This window comes from Sphingobium boeckii (genome assembly GCF_014199215.1).
GTDB classification, from domain to species: domain Bacteria; phylum Pseudomonadota; class Alphaproteobacteria; order Sphingomonadales; family Sphingomonadaceae; genus Sphingobium_A; species Sphingobium_A boeckii.
Genome location: NZ_JACIJC010000004.1, coordinates 89,234 through 113,001 on the forward strand (window position 1 = coordinate 89,234; position 23,768 = coordinate 113,001).

Genomic DNA, 23,768 nt, shown 5'->3' on the forward strand with positions numbered 1-23,768 from the left:
AGTTATGTCTATCGCTGTAAGAGAATTCGTCACTTATGTGTCATCTTTCGCAAGGCTATATCGATCGTCAGCCGGCCATAGCCAATGCAGCAGATTATCCGATGATCTGGGCGGGGCTCCGTCTCTTCGCCAGGGAGTGAACTGTTTGCCGCGTCGCCGCTCGATACGATTTGCAGCTTTGCTCCTCTTCGCCGCGACCGCGCCAGCGCATTCCCAGCCAAACGCCGTCCCGGAATCTCGTCCGGCCGATAGCGCGCCGCCGACACCGGATTATTCGAAAGACGAGAGCTGGGCCGCAACGGCACGCAGCGAGAGCGCCGCCGCACGCGTTGCGCCGGGCGCCGCCCCTCGCCGGAAAAAGCCTGCCGTCGATATATTCTATGTTCATCCGACCACGGATCGGTCTCAAGACCATTGGAATCAGGACATAGCGGACGCCACCGTCAATCTATGGACAGATCAAAGCGTGATCGCCCGACAGGCCGGGGCATTCAATCGCTGCTGCCGCATCTTCGCGCCGCGCTATCGGCAGGCCACCCGCCGCGCGAATTTCGCCGTCCCCGCGCTGCGCCAGGAAGCCTTCGCCATCGCCTATGGCGACGTACTGCGCGCCTTCGAATATTATCTGGCACACGATAATCGGGGCCGCCCGTTCATCCTTGTCGGCCATAGTCAGGGCGCGGCGCATATCGCCCAATTGCTGGAAGAACGGATCGACGGCACCCCGCTGGCCGATCGCATGGTTGCGGCCTACATTGTCGGCATCGGGCTGATGGAAGGCGCTTTCGGGCGCGCCTACAAGACGATCGATATTTGCGCCAAGCCGGATCAGACCGGGTGCGCGGTCCACTGGAACAGCATCCTGCCGACCGGATCGGCCAAGCAGACCGCCGCATTCAGCCAGCAGGCTTACATCGAGCGCTATGGCGATGTGGCCGGCAACACGATGTTGTGCGTCAACCCGCTCACCTTTGACCGGGGGATGCCCGCCGCAACGAGCGCCGCCAGCAAGGGTGCGGTGCCGGGGGCACCCGACGCCGGCGCCATCAAGCCGCTGATCCGCCGCGCCGTCAGCGCGCGGTGCAGCGAAGAAGGGCTGCTGATCGTCGAACCGTCAACGCAACTGGCGCTTCAGCCGCTGGATGGCGGCAGTATGCACTATCACGATATCGGCCTGTTTTATGAAGACATCCGCCAGAATGCCGACCTGCGCAGTCAGGCCTTTCTGAAAGCCCTTCGCAAGCCGCGCACCAAAGCGCCTGCCCGCAACAATCCTCCCAGGACGTCCGGAGACGATCGATGAATAAAGCCCCTCTCAATCCCATCACGCCCCAGCACATCGAAGATTATCGCCGCGACGGCGTTCTCTGCCTGCGTCAGATGTTCGATGCGGAATGGATTGAGAGCCTGCGCGAAGGCGCGGCCGCGGTGGTCGCCAATCCCGATGAATTCGGACACACCGGCCCGTCGCATGGTTCGATGACATCCGTCGCGCATCTTTGGCGCAAGCCCGGCGTCTTTCGCGATTTCGCGCTGAATTCTCCGGTGGGCGAAGTCGTTGGCCGCGTGATCGAAGCCGATACCATCCAGATGTTTCACGATCATCTGTTTCACAAGCCGCCGCTCTCTCCGCAAATCATGCAGTGGCACGCCGATCACGTCTGGCCGTTCACCGGCTCGATGGTGCCCAACATCTGGGTGGCGCTAACCCCAGTCAACAAGCAAAACGGCCAGATTGAATTCGTCGCGGGCTATCACCATTTCTGTCAGGAAACCGGTTCGCGCTTCGGCCCGGCTGGCGATGGCCATTTCCGCTTTCCGGATTTCGAGGCCGAACGCAACAATCCCGATTTTCCGTTCAAATTCGTCACCTGGGATCTGGAACCAGGCGACGCCGTGCTCTTCCACGTCGATATTCCGCATTATTCCAAGGGCAATGATTCCGATCATCTCGCGCGCTCCGGTCTTGCGATCCGCGTGATCGGCGATGATTCCTATTGGTGCCCGCGTGAGGGGCTGATGCCGGTGCCCGGCATCGACCTGATGACCCAGCCCGAAGGCGTCCATCCCGCGCCGAGCGAGCACCTGCCCGTGATCTGGAGCCGCCCGGCCGACGAACCCCGCGCCTTTTCACCCCAGCGGACGGCTGAAAAGATCGACGGCTAAATCACCGTCGAGACCACGCACAAAGGGGAAGTCGCCGGAATGAAGACGCCGATGGGAGAGAGAGAACCGGCTGAAGAGCCATTGCTGCCGCTGTCCACCCGGTTGGGCTGGGGGCTGGGTTCCTTTCCGATGGCGTCGCTTAATCTGGCGGCGGGAACGCTGCTCGTACGATATATGACGGACACGCTGGGCGTCGCCGCGGCGCTGGCTGCGACGCTGTTCAGCGTGGCGAAGATATGGGATGCGGTGAGCGATCCGATCATCGGTCATATGAGCGATCGGATCAACACGCCCTGGGGCCGCCGTCTGCCCTGGATGCTGACGGGGGGATTGCTCTCCGCAGTCGTGCTGGTGGCAACCTATACTGCGCCGGTGAGCGGCGACATCCTGCTGCCCGGCTTTCTGCTGATCATGATGCTGCTCTTTGCGACCAGCTACACGATGTTCATGATCCCCTATATGGCGATGCCCGCCGAGATCACGTCCAGCTATAACGGCCGCAGCCAGCTCATGTCTTTTCGCGTGGTCTGCAATTCGGCCGGCAGCTTTATCGGCCTCGGCCTCGCACCAATGATGCTGGGCCTGTGGGGGGCGACCCGCGCCGGCCATCTGAAAATGGCCATGGTGATCGCCGCCATCGCGACCATCGGTGTTCTGGTGAGCGTCTATCTCCTGCGCAAGGCACCCCGCGCGGCCCGCCCGGCGCAAGCCCCCATGCCCTTTTTCCGCCAGCTCGCCTCCGCGGTTCAGATACCGCCCTTCGCCTGGTTGCTTCTGTCCAAGGTGCTCTATTTTCTGACGCTGGCCTTCACGCTGACGGCGATGCCCTATTTCACCAAGCATGTCTTGCGCATATCCGATGCCTGGCTTGGCACCATGCTGATCAGCCAGACCGCCGCATTGATGCTCTCCCAGCCCTTCTGGCTGTGGATCGCCCGCACGCTGGACAAGCGCCGGGGCTATCTGATGGCCGCTGCGCTTTATGGCGCAGGCTGCCTGTCTTACTGGATCGCGGACACCGCAGAGCCGATGGCGATCACGCTGGCACGCTGCATCATGCTGGGCTTTGCGGGCGGCGGCACATTCCTGCTGAGCCAGGCCATGCTGCCCGACGTGATGGAATATGATTATCACATCAACGGCGTAAGGCGCGAAGGCACGTTCGCGGGCTTGTTCATCATGGTTGAGCAGCTCGCCGGGGCGCTGGGCATCGCATTCTTCGGCTGGTCGCTCGGTGCATTCGGCTATGCGGGCGGGTTCGAGGGCGTGCGCGTGGATCAGCCGCAAAGCGCGATCGACGCGTTGCGCGTGTGCGTCACGATCGTCCCCGCGGTCTTCATCGCGCTCTCCATGCTCTCCATCGGCCGCTACAAACTTTCCAACCGGATGCTTGACGAACTACGCGCCAAACCAGCGCATTGAAGGGAAACACAATGTCCGAAACTCTCCAAAGCAAACGTGAACTGCTGGCCAAATCCGCTGCACTGCTCGCCTCGTTCGGCCTGGCGGGCTGCGTCGGCAATGCAACGGCGGCACCAGCCCTCCCCAAGAAGGGCTTTCCGCTGGATTATCCGGGGACCGGCGCGATCCCCTGGATCAAGCGCATCTTTCATCTCTACACCGGCCCCGATGGCCTGACGCGCGCGGAGCAATTGCCGGTCACCGGCCCCGAAACGGGCGCACAGGTCGCCCAGCTACTCCGGCGCACGGCGGAGCGGGTGACGATCGGCGGAACCGCCGCCGGCGCAGGTTATGATTTTCATGTCGCTCATCAGCCCACATTGCTGATCACGCTCTTCGGCAGCATGATCATCGAGCTTCATGACGGCACCCAATATGCGCTCGAACACGGCGACCTCGCGATCGCCGAGGATTGCAGCGGCAAGGGGCATATCTCGCGCGCCGGCCCGGAAGGATCGTTCATGGTCGCCGTGCAATTGCCGCAGAAACTCTGCCCCGCCTCGGGCAGTTCGGACATGAGCAAGGTCTGGCAGGATTAATGCAGACACCGCGATGATCGGCTGACGATCATTCGCGCGAATTGAAGATGGCGCGTCTCAAAAGGGCATAGCCTCCATTGTTCCGGATTAGGGAGTCGCCCGTGAAGAAAAGCGCCATGTTTGGCTGGGGAATTGGATCGTTCACCTCGTCCGCGCTCGTCGGGGCGGTGGGGCTTCTCCACCTGAGATTCATGACCGATTCGCTTGGCATCGCCATGGGCCTGGCCGGATTGCTCGTCGTGCTGTCAAAGCTCTATGACGCCGCGCTCGATCCCGTGATGGGCGTCATCAGCGATCGCACGCGCACGCGCTTCGGCAGGCACCGGCCCTATCTTCTGGGCGGGGGGGTGCTGTCCGCCATATCGCTGATCATGCTCTTCAACGTGCCAGAGAGCTTGAGCGGCGGCGGACTGATCGCCTTTGCATCCATCTCGTTGCTCGTGTTTTCAACCGCTTATACGATGTTCCGCATCCCGTATCTCGCGATCGGTCGCTCGATCACACAGGATTTCAACGAGCGATCGCGCTTGATGACGTTCAGCGTCTATGGCTCCTCGCTCGGCGGCCTGGCCGCGACATCCGCCGCGCCGTTTCTGCTCTCGACGATGGGCAGCGATCGCGCGGGGCATGGCTTGGTCGCGTGGATTCTCGCCGCCATGATCGCCACCGGCGGCACGATCACCTTTCTGCTGATCCGCGAAAGTGAAGGTGAAACGGACAAGCCGGGCAATGCGAGCGGCAGCGGCGATCACACATCTTTCCGGACGGCATGGGCCACATTGCGCGCCAACCGCCCTTTCCAAAGCCTGATGGCGTTCAAGGTGACGATGTTTGCCGGCCTCACGCTCCATATCTCCGCGGTGCCCTATTTCACCCGGCATGTCCTCAACGCCACCGATGTCAGCCTGAGCAGCATCTTCCTGACGCAGACGATCGCGATGATGCTGTCCCAGATCGGTTGGGTGTGGATGGCGCGCCGGTTTGGCCGCCGCAATGCCTTGATGGCCGCCGCGTTCATGCAGGCCATTGTGATGTTCTCCTGGTCTCTGGTTCCGGCCGCCAGCCCCTCCCCCTGGATTCAGATCATCGGCGGCTTCAGCGGAATCTGCAGCGGCGGGATCTTCTTTGGTCTCTACACCGTGTTGACCGATACCATGGATTATTCGCGCAGATCCGCAAGCGGCGAAGGCAGCGAAGGGATATTGGCGGGCGTTTTCGTCATGGTGGAAAAGGCGACCGCCGCGTTCGGCACCTTTATCTTCAGCGCGATCATGAGCATGGTCGGCTTCGTTTCCGCGCATGACGCCGGTGCGGGTGCGCAGCCCGCCGGGGTGATCATGGGCATCACCGTGGCATTGTCGATCCTGCCCGCCATCGCCGCGCTGCTCGCGTGCCTTTTCCTGCGGAGCTATCGCTTGCAGCCCGTGGAAACAGCGACCACACGGCGCAGCGAACGGCATGACGAAGCGCCTCTGGCGGGGCAGACGCCATAGCGCCCCGAACGCAATGCTCTGTGGCCGATCGCGATTCCGCCCCTTGGATAAAGACGATCGACCTCTTGCCGGATGATCGTTTCATCTTCTCATAAAGGAACCATCACCGAATTATCCGGACTTTGGGGACGAGTTTCGATGCAGACAGATAGCGCGACCCCGGCAGGGTCGAATTTGCCAGCCACACTGAAAGCCGCCTTTTCCGCCATTGTCGGCGCAGACCATGTGCGGGACGACGAAGCCGGCCGGAAGCTGCATAGCGAAGACGTCTATGAGACCAGCAGCAACACCGTGATGCTGATCGTCGCCCCGGCGTCGACGGAGGAACTGGGTGCCATCGTCTCCGCAGCGAATGCGGCCGGCGTTGCGATCGCGCCGCGTGGCGGCGGCATGAGCTATACTGCCTCCTATCTTCCCGCCGACAATAGCACGGTGTCGCTCGACATGACGCGCATGAACCGCGTGCTGAACATCAATCCCGATGACATGACCGTCACGGTCGAAGCGGGCTGCACATGGCTGGCGCTTAATGAAGCGCTGGCGCCGCACGGGGTTCGAACACCCTTTTGGGGGCCGATGTCCGGCATCTATTCCACCATCGGCGGCGGCCTTTCCCAGCTCAATGCGATGTTCGGCGCTGGCCATTACGGCACATCGAGCGAAAGCATGATCGCGCTCACGGTGGTCCTGGGCAATGGTGCGATCCTGCGGACGGGCGCGCGCGGCCCGGATGGCGATACGCCCTTTTATCGGCATTTCGGCCCCGATATCGCCGGGCTTTTCTGCGGCGATAGCGGGACGCTGGGCATCAAGGCCGAAATCACGATGCGGCTGATCCGCACGCCGCAGCATGAGGACTATGTATCCTTCTCGTTCAAGAGCGGCACAGACATGCTAAAGGCGCTGGCCGAGATCACACGGGCGGGCGTGGCCAGCGAGACCTGCGGCTTCGATCCCGGCCTCACCAAGATCAGGATGCGCCGCATGTCCCTGACCAGTGACGTCAAGACGCTCGGCGCGGTGATCGGCAAGCAGAAATCGCTGGGCAAGGGGCTGATGGCGGCCGCGAAGATCGCGCTGGCCGGGCGCAATTTCGTGGATGAGGACGCATATCCTCTGCACATCATCGCCGAAGGCCGGACGAAGGAAGGCGTGGCGGCCGATCTGGCGACCGCGCGCGGAATCGCCGGACGGTTCAACGGCAGCGAAATCGAAAACAGCATCGCCAAGATCATCCGCGCCCAGCCCTTCCCGCCTCCCAATTCGATGATCGGCCCCGATGGCGAGAGCTGGGCACCCGTGCATGGCCAGGTTTCCCTGTCCAACGCGCCTGCCATGTTCGAGGATATTCAAGCGCTGTTCGCCGGCATGGCGGATGCGTTCGCACTGCATAAGGTGCACATCGGCTATCTGTTCACCTCCATGTCCACCAATGCGATCATCATCGAACCCGTGTTCTTCTGGCCGCATGGCTATCGCCCGATCCATGAATCCATGATGGAAGCGGGTTATCTGGGCAAATTGAAGAAGCTCGATCCCAATCCTGAGGCCACTGCCGTCGTGACCGCAGCGCGCGATGGCGTGAAGGCGATATGCGAGCGTTATGGCGCGGGGCATTTCCAGATCGGCCGCGCCTATCGCTATCGCGAGAGCCGCGATGATGCGTCCAAGGCGCTGCTCGATGCGGTCAAGGCCGTGGTCGATCCCAAGGGGCAGTTCAATCCGGGCGGCCTTGGCTTCCCGCAATAAGCCAGACCTATGGCACCAGAGGCGGTTCGACGCTCTAGAGGCTCCAGTCCACGATCAGCCAGCCATGGCTTTTCGCCAGCCGCCTGAGCTTGGGGCTGGGGTTCACGGCGATCGGCACGTCCGCCCAATCCAGCACGGGCGCATCGGAGACGTGATCGGAATAGAAGCGCACCGCGCAATCTGCACGCGTCTCCCCCTTGGTTTCAAGCCAGGCCTCGATCTTGCGCAGCTTGGCGGGGCCGTAGCAATTTTCGCCGTCGATGCGGGCGTGAATGCGCCCATCTGGCAGGCAGAAGGTATCGGTGGCGATCACGTCATCCATCCCGAGCTTCCGGGCGATCACGCTCACATACAGGCGGTAGGATGCGGTCGCCATCACGAGATGATGGCCACTTTCCCGATCCGCCGCCATCTGCCTGAGCGCGCCGGGATAGATATTGGTGGCAATTACCTTATCCGCATAGGAATCGATCAGCGGTGCGAGCGCATCGCCCGGAATATGCCGACCGATCAGCATGGTTTGATTCCATTCCTTGAGCCGGCTGCGCGAAATCAGCTTGGTCGCATAGATCAGCATGGCGATCCCGACCAAAGGAAAAAAGATCAGCCGCCAGGGTGATCGGCGCAGCGCCACATGGGTCAGAAAGCCGGTATAAGTTCCCGTCCGCGTAATCGTGCGGTCCATGTCGTATATTGCGTATCGTTTCATTGCGTCCCGTCTTCCGTCGCACACGGCTTGCCGTGCGGACGATAATGCCGCAAGAGTTTAAGTGCATGAGCGCACAAGCAGATTTCATCGAGGAGCAGGGCGAGTCCGGTCGCATCCTGCGTTTCACGGGCAGTCTTTCGATCGCCTCGCTCGGCAACGTCCCCGCGCGGCTGGAAGCGCTGAATACCCCGATCGACGAGATTCGGCTGGATCAGCTTGATCATATCGACACGATCGGCGCGTGGCTGGTCCACAAGACCGCGCATGATCACGATGCCGAAATCACCGGCGCGGACGAGGATGCCACCCGCCTGATCGAGCAGGTCGCGAAATCGCATCAGGTGGTGCGGATGCGGCCCGATCGCACGAATGCCTTTGCCCGCGTATTGGGCGAGATCGGCAGCGCGACCGCAGTGGCCGGCCAAACCATGCTTGGGCTGCTCGGCTTTTTCGGCGCGACCTGCGTTGCGGCGTTTAACGTCATTCGGCATCCCAGTCGACTGCGCATCAATGCCGTCATTCAGCGTTTCGAGGTGGTGGGCGTCTCCGCTCTGGGCATCATCGGTTTGATGAGCTTCCTGATCGGCATCGTGATCGCGCAGCAGGGCGCGGTCCAGCTCCGCCAGTTCGGTGCCGAGGTGTATACGATCAACCTGATCGGCCGCCTCACCTTGCGCGAGCTCGGTGTGCTGATGACCGCGATCATGGTGGCGGGGCGATCCGGCAGCGCCTTCGCCGCGCAGCTCGGCACGATGAAGCTGACCGAAGAGATTGATGCCATGCGCACGATCGGCGTTTCCCCGATGGAAGCGCTGGTGTTGCCGCGCGTGCTGGCCGCGGTATTCATGATGCCGCTGCTCGGCTTTTACGCCTCGATCGTGGCGATCATCGGGGGCGGGATGCTCTGCTGGGTATCGCTCGGGATCCCGCCGATCACCTTCATTCAGCGCATCCAGGAAGTCGTGCCCATCACTGATCTCTATGTCGGGCTGGTCAAGGCACCCGTCTTTGGTGCGATCATCGCCATGTCCGGCTGTTTCCAGGGGATGCAGGTGAAGGGCAATGCCGAGGAAGTGGGTCTGCGGACCACCGCGGCTGTGGTGCAGGCGATCTTCATGGTGATCGTGCTTGATGCGTTCTTCGCGGTGTTCTTCACCTGGATCGACTGGATATGAGCGAAATCTTCCACGGGGACGATGCGGGCGAAACGCTGCCCGAGCTGGCGGATGGCGAAACGATCATCTGCGTGCGGGGGTTAAAGAACGCGTTCGGCGATCAGGTCGTCCATGAAGGGCTCGATCTGGATGTGAAGAAAGGCGAGATCCTTGGCGTCGTCGGCGGATCGGGCACCGGAAAATCCGTGTTGATGCGCGCGATCATCGGGCTGCAAAAGCCGGTCGAGGGCGAAATCACCGTCTTTGGCGAATCGATGATCGACCGCAGCGAGGATGAGGCCACCGCCATCCGCAAACGCTGGGGCATCCTGTTTCAGGGTGGTGCGCTGTTTTCCACGCTGACCGTGGCGGAAAACGTGCAGGTGCCCTTGCGCGAATTTTACGGGTCACTCAGCCCGCAACTGCTGGACGAGATTGCCGCCTATAAGGTGGTGATGAGCGGCCTGCCTGCAGACGCCGGCCCCAAATATCCCGCGGAGCTTTCGGGCGGCATGAAGAAGCGCGCCGGACTGGCGCGCGCGCTGGCGCTCGATCCCGAATTGCTGTTCCTTGACGAGCCCACTGCGGGGCTTGATCCGATCGGCGCGGCGGCGTTCGATGAATTGACGAGCGAATTGCAGAAGACCTTGGGATTGACCGTTTTTCTGATTACGCATGATCTGGATACGCTATATGCTATCTGTGACCGCGTGGCCGTTTTGGCGGACAGGAAGGTGATCGCGGTTGGCACGATCGACGAATTGCTGGCGACCGACCATGAATGGATCCAGGAATATTTCAACGGACCGCGCGGCCGTGCTGCGATCGCGACGGTGAAGAAAAACAGGGCGGAAGGCTGAGAGACACATGGAAACCCGCTCAAATCATGTTCTGGTGGGCGGCGTCGTTCTGGCGCTGCTCGGTGCGCTCGCCATCTTCCTCGTCTGGCTGGCCCAATTGGGCGGCGGCAACGAGAAGCAATATGACATCTTCTTCAAGCAATCGGTGGACGGTCTGGCAAAAGGTTCTGCCGTCAGCTTTTCCGGCGTCCCCTCGGGGCAGGTGGACGAGATTGCATTGTGGCCGCTCGATCCGCAATTCGTGCGCGTGCGCATTCGCGTCAAGGAAGAAACCCCCGTCTTGCAGGGCACGACCGCCACGATCGCGGGCGTCGGCTTTACCGGTGTTTCGCAGATCAATCTGGATGGCGCGGTCAAGGATGCGCCGCCGATCGTGAACGAAGGCCCGGCCGGCAAACCCGTCATCCCCACGAAACCCGGGGCGCTCGGCGAATTGCTGTCCAACGCACCGCAATTGCTGGAGCGGCTGACCACGCTGACCGAGCGGCTCACGCTGATGCTGTCCGACAAGAACCAGGCGTCGATCGCGGGCATATTGGCGAACGTCAATCGCCTGTCCGATAATCTGGCCGATCGCGGTCCGGAAATTGCGGCGACGCTCGCTGAAACCAGGCTCACCGTGCAGAAGGCGGGCGTTGCCGTGGAGGAAATCGGCAAGCTCGCGGGCACCACGAATGCGCTGCTCGACGAGCAGGGCCGGCCGCTGATGGCCGAATTGACGAAGACCGTGGCGTCCGCGCAATCGAGCATGGCCAATCTGGATGCGGCGATCGGCGATGCGCGGCCGGGCCTTCAGGCTTTTTCCAAGCAGACCATTCCCGAGGTCGGGCTGCTGGTCCGCGATCTGCGTGACATGTCCGAGGCGCTGTCCGCCGTGGCGGGCAAGCTCGATCGCGGCGGTGCGGGTTCGATCATCGGCGCGCCCAAGCTTCCCACCTACAAGCCGAAAGGCAATTGAGATGAGACAGACCCCAACAGCCATCGCGCTCGCCGCCACACTGGCGCTCACCGGCTGCATCAGCTTTGGTGCAAAACCGCCGCCCTCGCTGCTGATGCTGACCGCTCAGGCCACCATGGGCGCCGGGCAAAGCCGCACCGCAGGCGCAGGCGAGGCTGTAACGATCATCACGCCCACCACCCCGGCGGCGCTGGCCACCAATCGTGTGCCCGTGCAGGCCGACGACACCAACATCGCCTATATCGACAAGGCGCAATGGGTGGATGTCCCCGCCAAGATGTTTCAGCAGCTCGTATCCGAAACCGTGGCGGCCAAGACCGGCCGGGTGGTGCTCGATGCGCGGCAATTTTCGTTCGATCCCGGCGTGCGCGTCACGGGTGAGTTGAGCCGCTTCGGGCTGGACGCCCGCGCGATGGAGGCCGTGGTGACCTATGACGCGGCGAAATCCGGTGTGAATGGCACGCGCGTGGAAGAGCGCCGTTTCGAAGCGCGGGTTCCGGTGTCAGCGATTGAGGCCGGACCGGCAGGTGCCGCGCTGAACCAGGCGGCGAACCAGGTCGCGGCGGAGGTCGCAGCCTGGATCGGGGGCTGATCAGGAAAGAAAATGCGCTTTGCTTGTTCGCGGGAATGACAATCCAGGCGCACCTCTGTAACGCCGCCCGATGCGTTATTTCCTCGATACAGAATTCAACGGGTTTGGCGGCGAATTGATCTCGATCGCCTTGGCACCGGAATATGGCGACCAGGAATATTATGCGGTCTTGCCCCTGCCCGAAAAGATCGAGCCCTGGGTCGATCGGCATGTGATCCCCTATCTCCACACCGTGCCCGACACGATGGATAATCGCATCGACGCTGAAACCGCTGCGCATGAGATTGCGGCGTTCCTGGCGGGCGATTCCGAACCGGTGATCGTGGCGGACTGGCCGGAGGATATCGCTTTATTCTGTCGTCTGCTGATGACCGGACCGGGGCATATCGTGGATGTCGGCCCGCTGACTTTTCGCTTTCATCGCAGCCCCGGTTTCAGCACAGCGGGCAACAGCCGGGTGCCGCACAATGCGTTGCACGATGCCCGTGCGCTCAGGGATTTCGTGCTGAACGAAATCAGCGCGGACTGATCACCCCAGGCTTTTGGAGGCCTGTTCGAACACATCCTTGGACAGACCGGGCGCATCGACGATCCGCTGGAGCGCGGCACGCATCTTTTCGGCGCGCCTCTCATCAAACCGCCGCCAGCGACCAAGCGGGGGCACCAGCTTGGCGGCGGTCTGCGGATTGAGTTTGTCCAGCGCGATGATAATATCCGCCAGAAAGGCGTAGCCGCGCCCGTCAGCGCCATGAAAGCCGCGCTGGTTGACCGAGAACGCCCCGGCCAGCGCGCGGACGCGATTGGGATTGGCAAGCGTGAAATCGGGATGGCTGGACAGCGCCAGCACCTCATCCATCACATCGGCGCGCGTCGAAAGCGCCTGGCTGGTGAACCATTTGTCCAGCACCAGCGCATTATCCTGATAGCGATCGTAAAACGCTTCGATTGCCTTGGCGCGATTGCCGGAGGTGCCATTGACGAGCACGCCCAGCGCACCTTGCCGATCGGTCATATTATCCGCCCCGGCAAACTGGGCATAGGCCAGATCCGCTGCGTCTTTCGCACCCGAGGCGGCCAAATAACCCAACGCCACAGACTTCAGCCGCCGCGCGCCCTTGGCCGCTGGCGAATATTCAAAACGGTTCGCCTGTGCGGAATCATAAGCCCCGCGCCACGCGCTTTCCAGCTTGACGCCGAGTTCCGCGCGCAGGGAGTCCCGCGCGCGGTTGATCGCGTCGGGATCCACCACCAGCATCTGATCGCCGATAAAGGCTTCGGACGGCAGCAACACGGCCTCGGCGATAAAAGACGCATCCAGCGCCTTGTCCGTCAGCGTGCCCCGCACCGCTTCGATCACCGGGCCGTGATCGGCCATGCCCTCGGCCACCGCGCGTACCAGCGTATCCACCATCAACTGCTGCATCGCCTCATAGCGCGCGAACGGATCGTCATCATGCGCCGAGAGAAAGGCGAGATCGGCCGCACCCCGATCGCTTTCGAGCACGACCGGTGCGGAAAAACCGCGATTGATCGACAATATGGGGCGCTCTTCAATCCCCTCGATCACGATTTCGTCGTTGGCGGCCGACAGCATCACGATCCGTTCGTCGCACAGCGGCGCTTCGCTCTGCGCGCCGAACAAACGCACCTTCAGCGGCAGCAGCATCGGCTGCTTTTCGGGCTGGCCCGGCGTCGCGGGCACGGTCTGCTCCAGCTTGAGCCGCGCGGTCGCGCCATCATGGCTGAGCGCCGCCTTCACCCGGGGTGTACCTGCCTGGCTGTACCATAAGCGGAATTGGGAAAGATCGACCCCGCCGCCATCTTCCATGGCCTTTACGAAGTCCTCGCACGTCGCCGCTTCGCCATCGTGCCGCGCGAAATAGAGATCGGTCGCCGCCCGGAATTTCTCCGGCCCCAGGATGGTGTGGATCATGCGGACGATTTCCGCGCCCTTGTTATAGATGGTCGCGGTATAGAAATTGGAGATTTCCATGTAGGATTCCGGGCGGATCGGATGCGCGAGCGGCCCCGAATCCTCCGGAAATTGCGACGCGCGCAGCGTGCGCACGTCCTCGATCCGCTTCACCGCCTTCGATCCCTGATCCCCCGAGAATTGCTGATCGCGAAAGACCGTGAACCCCTCTTTCAACGAGAGCTGAAACCAGTCCCGGCAGGTGACGCGGTTGCCCGACCAATTGTGGAAATATTCATGGGCAACCACGCCTGCGATCGCGTCATAGTCCATGTCCGTCGCGGTATCCGGATCGGCCAGGATGTAGCGCGAGTTGAAGACGTTCAGCCCCTTATTTTCCATCGCGCCGAAGTTGAAATCGGCCACGGCGACGATGTTGAACACGTCTAGATCATATTCGCGGCCATACATCGCCTCGTCCCAGGCCATGGAGAGCTTGAGCGCGGCCATGGCGTGATCCGTCTTGGGCAGATCTGCCGCGCGCACCCAGATGCCCAGATCGACCTTGCGGCCGGTCATGGTGACGAAGCTGTCCCGGTTTGCCTCCAGATCCCCCGCGACCAGGGCGAAAAGATAGCAGGGCTTGGGGAAAGGATCGTGCCATTCCGCCCAATGCCGCCCGTCCGGCAGATCGCCCGAAGCGATCGGATCGCCATTGGCGAGCAGCACGGGATAGCGTGCCTTGTCCGCGTCCATCCGCACCGTGTAGCGGCTGAGCACATCGGGCCGATCGGGGAAGAAGGTGATCCGGCGGAAACCCTCCGCCTCGCACTGCGTGCACAGCAGCCCGCCCGAGGCATAAAGCCCCATCAATTGGGTGTTGAGTTCGGGTGCGATCTCCACCTCGGTCTCGATCACATGATCAACGCCCGACAGGGCGATCACAAGTTGCCCGTCTTCCATCGTCCAGTCCGTTACCGCGCGTCCGTCCACGGATACCGCAACGGGGGTCAGCGAATCGCCGTCCAGTCGCAAGGGCCGATCATGATCGCCATGACGCACCACCGTCAGCCGCGCCTTCACGCGCGTTTGCAAACTATCGAGCCTGAAATCGAGCGCCGTCTCCGGCACCAGCCAATCGGGTTCGCGATAGGCATCCCGGCGAATGACTTGGGGGGCAGCGGCGGCGGTGGATTGAATATCGAGCATGACGAAAGCCTTACGACGCGGGGATGACGCGCGCAATCATGCCGGATAGGGTGCAGGCGATGTCATCGCTTCTCATCTTCGGCATGGGTTATACCGCCAGCCATCTCGCTTGCCGCCTGCGTTCAGAGGGGTGGCGCGTGACCGGCACCAAACGCCGCGCGGGGCACGATACAATCCAGTTCGAGGATGCTGATGCCGTAAAGGCCGCGCTCGCCTCCGCCACGCATATTCTCTCCAGCGTGCCGCCCTTCGGCACGGTCGATCCAGTGATGGTCCATTATGCCGATGTGCTCCGCAGCGCGCCTGCGCTCTGGATCGGCTATATCTCGTCCACCGGCGTCTATGGCGATGCGGGCGGCGCATGGGTGGACGAAAGCGCGCCCGTGGGCAGCGGCCGCCGCACTGCGCGCGCGGAGGCCGATCTGGCATGGCAAGCGCTGCGCGATGACATTCGCATATTCCGTCTGCCCGGCATTTATGGCCCCGGCCGCTCCGCGCTGGAGCGCGTGGCGGAGGGCAAGGCGCATCGCATTGCTTTGCCCGATCAGGTGTTCAGCCGGGTGCATGTGGACGATATCGTCTCCGGGATCATCGCCGGGTTCGATGGCCCGGCCGGCGTGTATAACCTTTCGGACGATGCACCCTGCGGCCAGAATGCTGTGATCGCTTATGCCGCGTCCCTGCTCGGCCTTGCGCCGCCGCCGATCCAGACGATGGATGAGGCGAACCTCTCTCCCATGGCGCGCGGCTTCTATGCGGAAAACCGGCGGGTGGCGAATGGCAAGGCTAAGCGACTGCTCGGCTGGACCCCGGCTTATCCCGATTACCGGACGGGTCTGCGTGCCCTTAAAGCGATCACCAGTCCGGTCATCGTCAATGCCGCTCCGAAGATCGCCAATGTCGACCAGCGATAGCCTTCGAAGATCGTGGAGAGCAGCATCGCGATCACCGGCACCAGCACGCCCGAATAGGCGGCCATCGCGGGACCGATCGCGCGAATCACGCTGAAATAGAGCGGAAAGGCGAGCGCTGAGCCGATCAGGCCCAGATAAAGCACGCCCCCTATATAAGCGGGCCGCGCGTCCCACACCGGCGGACCGGTCATGAACCAGGCCAGCGCGCTATCGGCAATGCTGCCGATCAGCATTCCCCATGCCAGCACCGTGAGCATGGGATAACGCCTGGCCCGTTCAGTGCCCTGCATGATATTGGCGATGGATGCGCACAGGATGGCGCAGAAGGTGAGCCCCACGCCCATCAGCGTTTCTCCCGGGTCCGCGGAATCCCCGCGGGCTTCCTGAACGAACAACAGCGCAACCCCGACAATCGCGATCGCCGAGGCCATGAAGAAGGTGCCGCCCACACGCTGTTTCAGAAAAATCCGGCCCAGAATGGCATTGGGCACGATCATCAGCGCGAAGACCACGGACACCAGCCCCGAGGTAACATGCCCCTCGGCGCGATAGACGAAGTTGAAATTGAGCACGAATTGCATCATCCCCAGCACGGCCGCAAAAGCCATGCCCGAGGCGTCCAGCCACAGCCTTTCCCGGCGCAGGACCACCACTAGAAACATCGCCAGCGAGGCTGCGAAAAAGCGGTAGGCGATCGACCAGCTCGCCGGCACCACGCCAAGCTGATCCTTGATCACCAGCCAGGTCGATCCCCAGATCAGCGTGACGATGATGAAGGGAATGATGACGCGGGCGCGGGTGGCAACCGGCTCGGGAGGTGCGTTCACAACGCCGCGATCGCGTCTGCCAGCGGGCGGATATCTGCTATGCTCTGGTTCCAGCTCGTCACCAGTCGCGCTTCCCCCGGTGCCCAATCATAGAAATCGAAGCCTATTCCACGGAGCGACGCGGCCTCATCGGGCGAAACGCGCAGGAACACCTCATTGGCTTCCACCGGATGGATCAGCCGATCACCCGCCGCATCCGCCAGCATCCGCGCCCCGGCATTGGCCGCACGGGCATTCTCCAGCCACAGATCATCGTCCAGCATCGCCAGGATCTGCGCCGCCATATAGCGGCCCTTGGAAAACAGGTGCCCCGCCCGCTTGCGCCTATAAGGCGTGGCGGCTGCCAGTTCCGGCTTGAAGAAGATCAGCGCCTCGGCGGACATGCCGCCATTCTTGACGAAACCAAAGCTCAGCACGTCGACACCGGCGCGCCATGTCACATCCGCTGGCGAGCAGCCGAGGTGCGCGACGGCATTGGCGAAGCGCGCGCCATCCATATGGAAGCCCAGCCCCTTTTCGCGGCACAGCGCACCCAATGCCGCCACCTCTGCGGGCGTGTAGACCTGCCCATATTCAGTCGCGTTGGTGATCGAAAGCGCGTGTGGCTGTACCTGATGCACATCGTCTCGGATGAGCGACAGCGCATGGCGCACCGCTTCTGCGGAAACCTTGGCCCCTGCGCCCTCCACCAGCATGAGCTTGGCACCATGCGTGTAGAATTCCGGCGCGCCGCATTCGTCATTCTGGATATGCGCCTCGCGGTGGCACAGCACCGCGCCATGCGGGGGGCAAAGCGCGGCCAGCGCGAGCGAATTCGCCGCTGTGCCGGTCGCGATCCAATGCGCCTTCACGTCCGTTTCGAACAGCGCCGAAAAACGCGCGTCGAGCTGCTGGCTCCACGCATCGCCATCATAAGCGGTGTCCATCACGTTCGCGGCCGACAGCGCCTCCATGACAGCGGGGCACATTGGGGCGGCATTATCCGAAAAGAAACGCATGACCTGCGCATTGATACGCGCAGGGGCTGAGGTCAAGCCGCGCGGCGTTTGCGCGGCGCTTCAGGCTTTACGGGGCGTGGCGCATGGCGTCCCCAGAAATCATCGCCCCACAGCGCGCGCGCCGCCTGCTGCAGCGAGGGGGAATAATCGGCGAGGCTCGGCTCGCCCTGATTGATGCCGGACATGGACTGTCTCCTTGGAACGCGCTCTACGCGCTTCGAATGACGGGGGTATGACGAACCGCGCTCATGCGGCGCGACGACACATCATCCCGTCTCTGTTCCGGAGCCATTTGCCGCTTTTCCAATATGCCATCGTTGACCTCCATATACGGTCCACGAGGCAGCCCCCTCACGCGCGGGGCCGCGCTCATGCGCTTTAGCCTTTGGTATCGCGGGGCAAGCTGACCATCAAAAGCCGCGGGTCCGTCTGCTGATCGGCCGGACCGTCCGATGGCCTTTATTTCTACTGTTTCAATCGACAATACAAGCAAGCGAATATTGCAGGCGCAGAACATCCGCTTTCTGTTTCGCGATGCGCCGATCCCGGCTAACGGCTGGCGCATGAACGGGGACGGTGGCTTGACGGAACGCAGCAAATGGCGGGTGGAGGCACGCGCGCTGATCGTGCTCGCGCTCCCGCTGATCATCGGCAACCTCGCCTGGTCGATCATCGCGGCCACCGATCTCCTGCTTCTGGGCAAGCTCGGTGCGGATGCGCTGGCAGCGGGCGCCTTGGGCGTGAACGTCTATAACGCCTTCATGATTTTCGGCATGGGCCTGGTCACTGCCGCGGCACCGATGATCGCCAGCGAGCGCGGCGCGAAACGCCATTCGGTGCGCGATATTCGCCGCACGGTGCGCCAGGCGATGTGGGCCGCCGCCACCATCTGCCTGCCCTGCTGGCTGATCCTGTGGCATAGCGAGGCGATCCTGCTCGCCATGGGCCAGGATCGCGTGCTTTCCGCGGAAGCCGGAAAGTTCGTGCGCGTGCTTCAATGGGGGCTGCTGCCGTTCCTGTTCCATCTGGTGCTGCGCAACTATGTTTCCGCGCTCGAAAGACCGCTCTGGGGCGTATCGGTCGTGGTCGCCACCGTCTTCTTCAACGCCTTTGCCTGCTGGGTGCTGATCTTCGGCCAGTTCGGCTTGCCGCCGCTCGGGCTGGTCGGTGCCGGGATCGGTAGCGCACTTTCCGCGCTGTTCATGTTTCTCGGCATGATCGCGGTGGTCTATGCCGATCGGCAATTCCGGCGCTATCATCTGCTCGGGCGCTTCTGGCGCGCGGATTGGCAGCGGTATCGCGCCGTCTGGAAGATCGGCCTTCCGATCGCGATCACGCTGGGGCTTGAGGTCACCGTGTTCAACGCCGCGGTGTTCCTGATGGGCCTGATCGATCGCCCCTCGCTGGCCGCACATGCCATCGCGATCCAGATCGCCGCTTTGGCCTTCATGGTCCCGCTGGGCCTGGGCCAGGCGGCCACGGTGCGCGTCGGCTTCGCTTATGGCCGGCGCGATTCGGCAGCGATCGGCCGCGCGGGATGGCTCGCGCTGATCATGGGCACCGGCTTTGCCTGCGTGGCCGCCACGATCCTGATCGGTATCCCGCGCGTCCTGATCGGCGGCTTCCTCGATCTGGCCGATCCCGCCAATGCGGAGGTGGTCACGCTGGCCGTGTCGTTCCTGGCGGTCGCGGCGCTGTTCCAGATCGTGGACGGCGCGCAAGCCGTGGGGGCCGGCGTGCTGCGCGGTCTGCAGGATACCACGGTGCCGATGATCTATGCGGGCCTCGGCTATTGGGTGATCGGCATCGGCGTCGGCACGATCATGGCCTTCCCCTTGGGCTTCAAGGGTGTCGGCCTCTGGCTCGGACTGGCAAGCGGCCTCGGCACGGTGGCGGTGCTGATGGTGGTCAGATGGACACGGCGCGAAAAATTGGGGCTGGTGGCGTAAGGATAGCCGCAGCGCTTCCGCGAGCGGTCCCTAGATTTCAGCGCGCCGGTTCAGATCATGGCCCAAGGCGACGATCAGCACGCCGACGATCGTGAAAACCACCTCCGCGCTGTCATGCGGCATGGTGAGCGCGCCCGCCATCACGCCCAAACCGAGCGCGCCGACGGCAGACGGCATCATGAAGCCGTGCGACCAGATCCCGCGGCCCAACGCCACAGCACCCAGAGCGATCGCCAGCAGCAGCCCGGTTTCGTGAATGCGGTGATCCACCAAAATACCGCCCGCGGATGCCAGAAACGCCACGAACACGGCGCTCGCCACGCAATGCGCAAGGCACAGCCCGGAAAGCCCCATGGCCATCCGGTCCATCCATCCATTGCGCAAACCAAGCTGTTCCACACCGACTCCAGATCGAAACGATATAAAGTCTCTGCCACGGCAAGGGACAAGTTACAACATCACATTTGCCGAGCATGGCACCAACCGGATCTAGATTTCGCTCATCGGGATCTCCAACTCTTATCGCGACAAATAATCCAAGTCCTCAAATAACAGTTTTTCACAATTTCGATATTTTGTAATATTACAATTGTTGTAATTTGCGCCCTGATGCCAATGTTCTCAATATATTAATAACATTGGACATTTCTTATAATTCCCGTTTCGGCACAGGATTGATTGCCTAGATTTATTACTTAATAATCTCACAAATGTTCAGCGTATTTGGATCTTATAAGGGACGATTATTTGTGAGAAAAACGACAATGCAAATTCGCATGGCCGTGTCACTGTTACTGGCAGGCGTTGCGGCAATGCCTTCGGCGGCAAGCGCCGAGATCGTTCAGGCGGCTGACATCACGCTGGTTCAGAATGCGCTGCAGAACAACAAATACAGCGTGAATGGCACAGCAAGCTTTCAATTCGGCGGTGTCAACGTGATCAACGTCAAGAATCAGGGCGAGTTGCTTTCTTTCTGCAGCCAGTTCTTCATCGGCGGCGCTGATGGAGACGTGGACATCACGCCCGGCCTCGCCCTGTTCACGCCGCTTCGTCAGCAGCAGATCGCGGCGCTGTTTTCCAACGCGCTACCGCTCTTCAATCTGGCCGCCGACAATTATCGCGCGCTCAACGGTGGAAGCCTGGCGTATAATCCCGCGCTGGATGCTGAATTCAATGGATCGTCTGCGACGAATTATGCGCGCTATGGTGCGGCGCTTCAGAACGCGTTCTGGGAAATCACGGATGAGACCGCGCCGGGCGCCAGCCTCGATCTCGCCTCGGGCAATTTCGGCGTCTTTTCCGGCCGTTTCGATGCCGAACGCGATCAATTGTCCAGCGATTGGTTGGCCAATGTGCGGGATGGGACATGGACCGACAATGGCGGGGTCAATTATTTCTACGCCGATTCGGGCAGCAATCAGGATCATCTTTGGGTTTCGACCGCGGCTGTTCCCGAACCCGCCACCTGGGCGATGATGATCACTGGATTCGGCTTCATCGGCAGCGGAATGCGCCGCCGTTCGGCCAAGATGGCGATCGCCCTGGCCGCATGACTCACGCCGCCTTGAACGCGCCTTCCCGGTGCGGCATAGGCGGCGCATGTCTTTCCCACGCCCGCCCCTGCCCCGCCCGGCCGCCATTGCGCACTGGCTGCTCTTCATCGCGGCGCTCGTCTTTGCGATGGTCGTGGTCGGCGGGATCACGCGGCTGACGGAATCGGGGCTTTCGATCACCGAATGGAAACCCGTGACCGGCACGCTGCCGCCGTTGAACGAAGCGGCCTGGCTGGAGGCGTTTGCGAAATATCAGCAGATTCCGGAATATAGCCAGATCAACCAGGGCATGAGCCTGGCGGATTTCAAATTCATCTTCTTCTGGGAATATCTGCACCGGTTGCTGGGGCGCGTGATCGGAATGGCCTTTGCGTTGCCGCTGATCTGGTTCGCCTGGCGGCGCGCGATCCCCAAGGGTTATGGGCCGCGGCTCGTGGCCCTGCTGGCGCTTGGCGGGCTGCAGGGCGCGATCGGCTGGTGGATGGTGAAATCGGGCCTCACGCTGCGCACCGATGTCAGCCATTTCCGGCTGGCAGTGCACCTGCTCACCGCGCTCTTGATCATCGGTGGACTGATCTGGACCGCGCTCGATCTGAAAGCGCTGGCGGCCGATCCCGCCGCTCGCCCGGCGCGCCTCACGGCATTCGGTCTGTTCGTGGCCGTCATCCTGCTGATCCAGCTCCTGTTTGGCGCATTCACTGCCGGCCTCAATGCCGGCTATGTCTCCAACACCTGGCCGCTGATGAATGATCACCTCTTCCCCCAGGGCGTCACATGGCTGGGCTCAGCCGTGGCCACAATCGCGAACGATCCATTCCTCATCCATTTCATCCATCGCTGGTGGGCCTGGGTCGCGCTGATCGCACTCGCCATGCTTGCGCGCCGCGTGAAAGCCGCAGGCGTCCGCCCCGCCTCGATCGCGATCCACAGCGCCATCGGGACGCAGATCCTGCTCGGCATCGCCACCGTCCTGACCGGGATCAGCCTGTGGGTGTCCGTCCTGCATCAGGCTGTCGGCGCGCTGGTCGTGGCCAGCGCCGCTTGGGGACTGCATGTCATAGGTCGGCGTCAGGCGCGATAAAGCCGCCATAAATAGTGAGTGGTATTTAGATACCCTCCATGAAACGCCCGGTTTATCTTGACTTCCAAAGGGTGGAGCGTCATTAGCCCCGTCAACAGCGCCGCCTTGCGAAGGGCGGCGTTGCTTGTTTCAATCATAAAGGTCCAGGCCAATGCAGGCGCTGTATAAGACCACAAGGTCGATCAAACCGACCGAAGTGGAAAAAAAGTGGCATATCATTGACGCGGAGGGTCTGGTCGTTGGCCGCCTCGCCGTCGTCATCGCCGATCTTCTCCGCGGCAAGCACAAGCCGAGCTACACCCCGCACATCGATTGCGGTGACAATGTCATCGTCATCAATGCAGACAAGGTGCGCTTCACCGGCAACAAGCTGAAGGGCAAGATCTATTATCGCCACACCGGCTATGCCGGCGGCATCAAGGGCGTCACCGCCGGCAAGATCCTCGAAGGTCGCTTTCCGGAGCGCATCATCGAAAAGGCCGTGGAACGCATGATTCCCCGTGGTCCGCTCGGCCGCCAGCAGATGCGCAACCTGCGCACGTACAATGGCACTGAGCATCCGCACGCTAGCCTCAAGCCTGAAGTCCTCGATGTCGCGGCTATGAACCGCAAGAACAAGGTGGGTGCCTGATGTCCGATACCCGTCAATCGCTGTCTGATCTCAAGGATCTGGCTGCCGTAACCCCCGCCGCCGAAGCGCCTGCCGCGACCGAAGCCGCTGCGCCTGCCGCAGCCGCCGAAGAAGCCGCGCCGGAAGCGCCTTATGTCGAGCCGATGCCGCTGCGCGAGCAGATCATCGACGCGCAGGGCCGCGCTTATGCAACCGGCCGCCGCAAGGATGCCGTGGCCCGCGTGTGGATCAAGCCCGGTTCGGGCAAGATCACCGTCAACGGCCGCGATCAGGAAGTGTATTTCGCTCGTCCTACGCTGCGTCTGGTGCTCAACCAGCCATTCGGCATCGCCGGTCGCGAAGGCGCCTATGATGTCGTCGCCACCGTCAAGGGCGGCGGACTTTCCGGCCAGGCCGGTGCGGTCAAGCATGGCATCAGCCAAGCGCTGACCAAGTTCGAGCCGATCCTGCGCGCACCGGTGAAGGCTGCAGGGTTCCTGACCCGCGACAGCCGCACCGTCGAGCGCAAGAAATACGGCAAGGCCAAGGCGCGCAAGAGCTTCCAGTTCTCGAAGCGCTAAAAAGCAACCGGGATTTCGATCCTGCAAGACAAAAGAAAAGGGGCCGGAAACGGTCCCTTTTTTTGCACACCGAAGATAGCATGGACATCATCCATATATCTGTTAATCCAGATATATGGATGATGATTCGGCTATTCTTGCGTTCGCCGCCCTGTCGCAAGGAACGCGACTGGAAACCTTCCGCTTGCTGGTGCGCCACGAACCCTCCGGCTTGCCGCAGGGCGAAATCGCTCTTCAATTGGGCATCCCGCAAAATACGATGTCCACCCATCTGGCGATATTGGCGCGCGCCGGCCTGGTGATGTCGCAACGCCAAAGCCGATCCGTCATCTATCGCGCCGATCTTGCCGGCCTGCGCACTTTGCTTGTCTACCTTCTCAAGGATTGCTGCGGTAGGAATGCCGATCTGTGCGCACCGCTGATTGCCGAATTGACCTGCTGCTGAACGGAGCG

The 23,768-nt window shown here is 62.1% G+C and carries 24 protein-coding genes; 18 read left to right on the top strand and 6 right to left on the bottom strand.

The features are described from left to right. The first annotated feature begins 4 nt into the window (after positions 1 to 4). From FHS49_RS11950 to FHS49_RS11975, 6 genes are all read left to right on the top strand, one after another. Positions 5 to 1,303, top strand: a complete 1,299-nt coding sequence (locus FHS49_RS11950; protein ID WP_246350667.1) for a DUF3089 domain-containing protein — start codon at positions 5 to 7, stop codon at positions 1,301 to 1,303. After that, entirely contained in the window at positions 1,300 to 2,166 is an 867-nt protein-coding gene (locus FHS49_RS11955; RefSeq protein WP_184018818.1) for a phytanoyl-CoA dioxygenase family protein, read from the top strand. The genes FHS49_RS11950 and FHS49_RS11955 overlap by 4 nt, the downstream gene beginning before the upstream one ends. Before the next feature lie 39 nt (positions 2,167 to 2,205). After that, the gene (locus tag FHS49_RS11960; protein WP_184018820.1) at positions 2,206 to 3,588 is read left to right on the top strand and encodes an MFS transporter; all 1,383 of its coding nucleotides are present in this window, start codon (positions 2,206 to 2,208) and stop codon (positions 3,586 to 3,588) included. 11 nt (positions 3,589 to 3,599) lie between these two features. After that, positions 3,600 to 4,166: a cupin domain-containing protein gene (locus tag FHS49_RS11965; RefSeq protein ID WP_184018822.1), complete on the top strand. Its 567-nt coding sequence runs from the start codon at positions 3,600 to 3,602 to the stop codon at positions 4,164 to 4,166. Positions 4,167 to 4,267: 101 nt separating this feature from the next. Next, a complete protein-coding gene (locus FHS49_RS11970) occupies positions 4,268 to 5,659 on the top strand; it encodes an MFS transporter (RefSeq protein WP_184018824.1) in 1,392 nt (463 codons plus the stop codon). 138 nt (positions 5,660 to 5,797) lie between these two features. Continuing rightward, positions 5,798 to 7,408 carry an FAD-binding oxidoreductase gene (locus FHS49_RS11975; protein WP_184018826.1) on the top strand — a complete coding sequence of 537 codons (1,611 nt, stop codon included), beginning with the start codon at positions 5,798 to 5,800 and terminating at the stop codon, positions 7,406 to 7,408. A 34-nt stretch (positions 7,409 to 7,442) separates the two neighbouring features. On the opposite strand, the gene FHS49_RS11980 is transcribed toward FHS49_RS11975, so the two are convergent. Further along, a complete protein-coding gene (locus FHS49_RS11980) occupies positions 7,443 to 8,093 on the bottom strand; it encodes an HAD family hydrolase (protein WP_246350669.1) in 651 nt (216 codons plus the stop codon). Between the two features lie 89 nt (positions 8,094 to 8,182). On the opposite strand from FHS49_RS11980, the gene FHS49_RS11985 reads away from it, so the two are divergent. The 5 genes from FHS49_RS11985 (at position 8,183) to FHS49_RS12005 (ending at position 12,210) form a co-directional block, all read left to right on the top strand. Then, positions 8,183 to 9,292 carry an MlaE family ABC transporter permease gene (locus FHS49_RS11985; RefSeq protein WP_184018830.1) on the top strand — a complete coding sequence of 370 codons (1,110 nt, stop codon included), beginning with the start codon at positions 8,183 to 8,185 and terminating at the stop codon, positions 9,290 to 9,292. Then, on the top strand, positions 9,289 to 10,131 hold the full coding sequence (locus FHS49_RS11990) for an ABC transporter ATP-binding protein (protein WP_184018832.1): 843 nt from the start codon (positions 9,289 to 9,291) through the stop codon (positions 10,129 to 10,131). The genes FHS49_RS11985 and FHS49_RS11990 overlap by 4 nt, the downstream gene beginning before the upstream one ends. A 7-nt stretch (positions 10,132 to 10,138) precedes the next feature. Next, positions 10,139 to 11,089 carry an MlaD family protein gene (locus FHS49_RS11995; protein WP_184018834.1) on the top strand — a complete coding sequence of 317 codons (951 nt, stop codon included), beginning with the start codon at positions 10,139 to 10,141 and terminating at the stop codon, positions 11,087 to 11,089. A gap of 1 nt (position 11,090) precedes the next feature. Further along, positions 11,091 to 11,681, top strand: a complete 591-nt coding sequence (locus FHS49_RS12000) for an ABC-type transport auxiliary lipoprotein family protein (RefSeq protein WP_184018836.1) — start codon at positions 11,091 to 11,093, stop codon at positions 11,679 to 11,681. 70 nt (positions 11,682 to 11,751) lie between these two features. Further along, entirely contained in the window at positions 11,752 to 12,210 is a 459-nt protein-coding gene (locus FHS49_RS12005; protein WP_184018838.1) for a 3'-5' exoribonuclease, read from the top strand. Here the strand turns inward: FHS49_RS12005 and pepN are convergent, their stop codons facing one another. Beyond that, on the bottom strand, positions 12,211 to 14,802 hold the full coding sequence (pepN, locus tag FHS49_RS12010; protein ID WP_184018840.1) for an aminopeptidase N: 2,592 nt from the start codon (positions 14,800 to 14,802) through the stop codon (positions 12,211 to 12,213). It abuts the gene before it with no gap. Positions 14,803 to 14,861: 59 nt separating this feature from the next. Between pepN and FHS49_RS12015 the strand changes: the two genes are divergently transcribed. After that, complete coding sequence (locus FHS49_RS12015) at positions 14,862 to 15,716, top strand: SDR family oxidoreductase (protein ID WP_184018842.1); 855 nt, start codon at positions 14,862 to 14,864, stop codon at positions 15,714 to 15,716. Here the strand turns inward: FHS49_RS12015 and FHS49_RS12020 are convergent. The 3 genes from FHS49_RS12020 to FHS49_RS12030 are packed head-to-tail and all read right to left on the bottom strand — an operon-like array spanning position 15,626 to position 17,726. Continuing rightward, positions 15,626 to 16,543 carry an EamA family transporter gene (locus tag FHS49_RS12020; RefSeq protein WP_184018844.1) on the bottom strand — a complete coding sequence of 306 codons (918 nt, stop codon included), beginning with the start codon at positions 16,541 to 16,543 and terminating at the stop codon, positions 15,626 to 15,628. The two genes, FHS49_RS12015 and FHS49_RS12020, sit on opposite strands and share 91 nt — an antisense overlap. Then, entirely contained in the window at positions 16,540 to 17,541 is a 1,002-nt protein-coding gene (locus FHS49_RS12025; RefSeq protein ID WP_184018846.1) for a threonine aldolase family protein, read from the bottom strand. Before FHS49_RS12025 ends, FHS49_RS12020 begins: the two co-directional genes overlap by 4 nt. A 32-nt stretch (positions 17,542 to 17,573) precedes the next feature. Beyond that, a complete protein-coding gene (locus tag FHS49_RS12030; protein ID WP_184018848.1) occupies positions 17,574 to 17,726 on the bottom strand; it encodes a hypothetical protein in 153 nt (50 codons plus the stop codon). A gap of 378 nt (positions 17,727 to 18,104) precedes the next feature. Here FHS49_RS12030 and FHS49_RS12035 point away from each other — a divergent pair, with 378 nt between their 5' ends. Further along, the gene (locus tag FHS49_RS12035) at positions 18,105 to 19,490 is read left to right on the top strand and encodes an MATE family efflux transporter (RefSeq protein WP_184019774.1); all 1,386 of its coding nucleotides are present in this window, start codon (positions 18,105 to 18,107) and stop codon (positions 19,488 to 19,490) included. Between the two features lie 30 nt (positions 19,491 to 19,520). On the opposite strand, the gene FHS49_RS12040 is transcribed toward FHS49_RS12035, so the two are convergent. Then, complete coding sequence (locus FHS49_RS12040) at positions 19,521 to 19,859, bottom strand: MerC domain-containing protein (protein WP_184019776.1); 339 nt, start codon at positions 19,857 to 19,859, stop codon at positions 19,521 to 19,523. Positions 19,860 to 20,266: 407 nt separating this feature from the next. Here FHS49_RS12040 and FHS49_RS12045 point away from each other — a divergent pair, with 407 nt between their 5' ends. The 5 genes from FHS49_RS12045 (at position 20,267) to FHS49_RS12065 (ending at position 23,760) form a co-directional block, all read left to right on the top strand. Then, complete coding sequence (locus FHS49_RS12045) at positions 20,267 to 21,043, top strand: PEPxxWA-CTERM sorting domain-containing protein (protein ID WP_246350671.1); 777 nt, start codon at positions 20,267 to 20,269, stop codon at positions 21,041 to 21,043. Between the two features lie 46 nt (positions 21,044 to 21,089). After that, the gene (locus tag FHS49_RS12050; protein WP_184018851.1) at positions 21,090 to 22,124 is read left to right on the top strand and encodes a COX15/CtaA family protein; all 1,035 of its coding nucleotides are present in this window, start codon (positions 21,090 to 21,092) and stop codon (positions 22,122 to 22,124) included. A 151-nt stretch (positions 22,125 to 22,275) separates the two neighbouring features. Next, the gene (rplM, locus tag FHS49_RS12055; protein ID WP_184018853.1) at positions 22,276 to 22,755 is read left to right on the top strand and encodes a 50S ribosomal protein L13; all 480 of its coding nucleotides are present in this window, start codon (positions 22,276 to 22,278) and stop codon (positions 22,753 to 22,755) included. Then, positions 22,755 to 23,315, top strand: coding sequence for a 30S ribosomal protein S9 (gene rpsI / locus FHS49_RS12060; RefSeq protein ID WP_184018855.1), 561 nt, complete (start codon positions 22,755 to 22,757; stop codon positions 23,313 to 23,315). Before rplM ends, rpsI begins: the two co-directional genes overlap by 1 nt. Positions 23,316 to 23,430: 115 nt before the next feature. After that, positions 23,431 to 23,760, top strand: a complete 330-nt coding sequence (locus FHS49_RS12065) for an ArsR/SmtB family transcription factor (RefSeq protein ID WP_184018857.1) — start codon at positions 23,431 to 23,433, stop codon at positions 23,758 to 23,760. Positions 23,761 to 23,768: the final 8 nt, after the last annotated feature.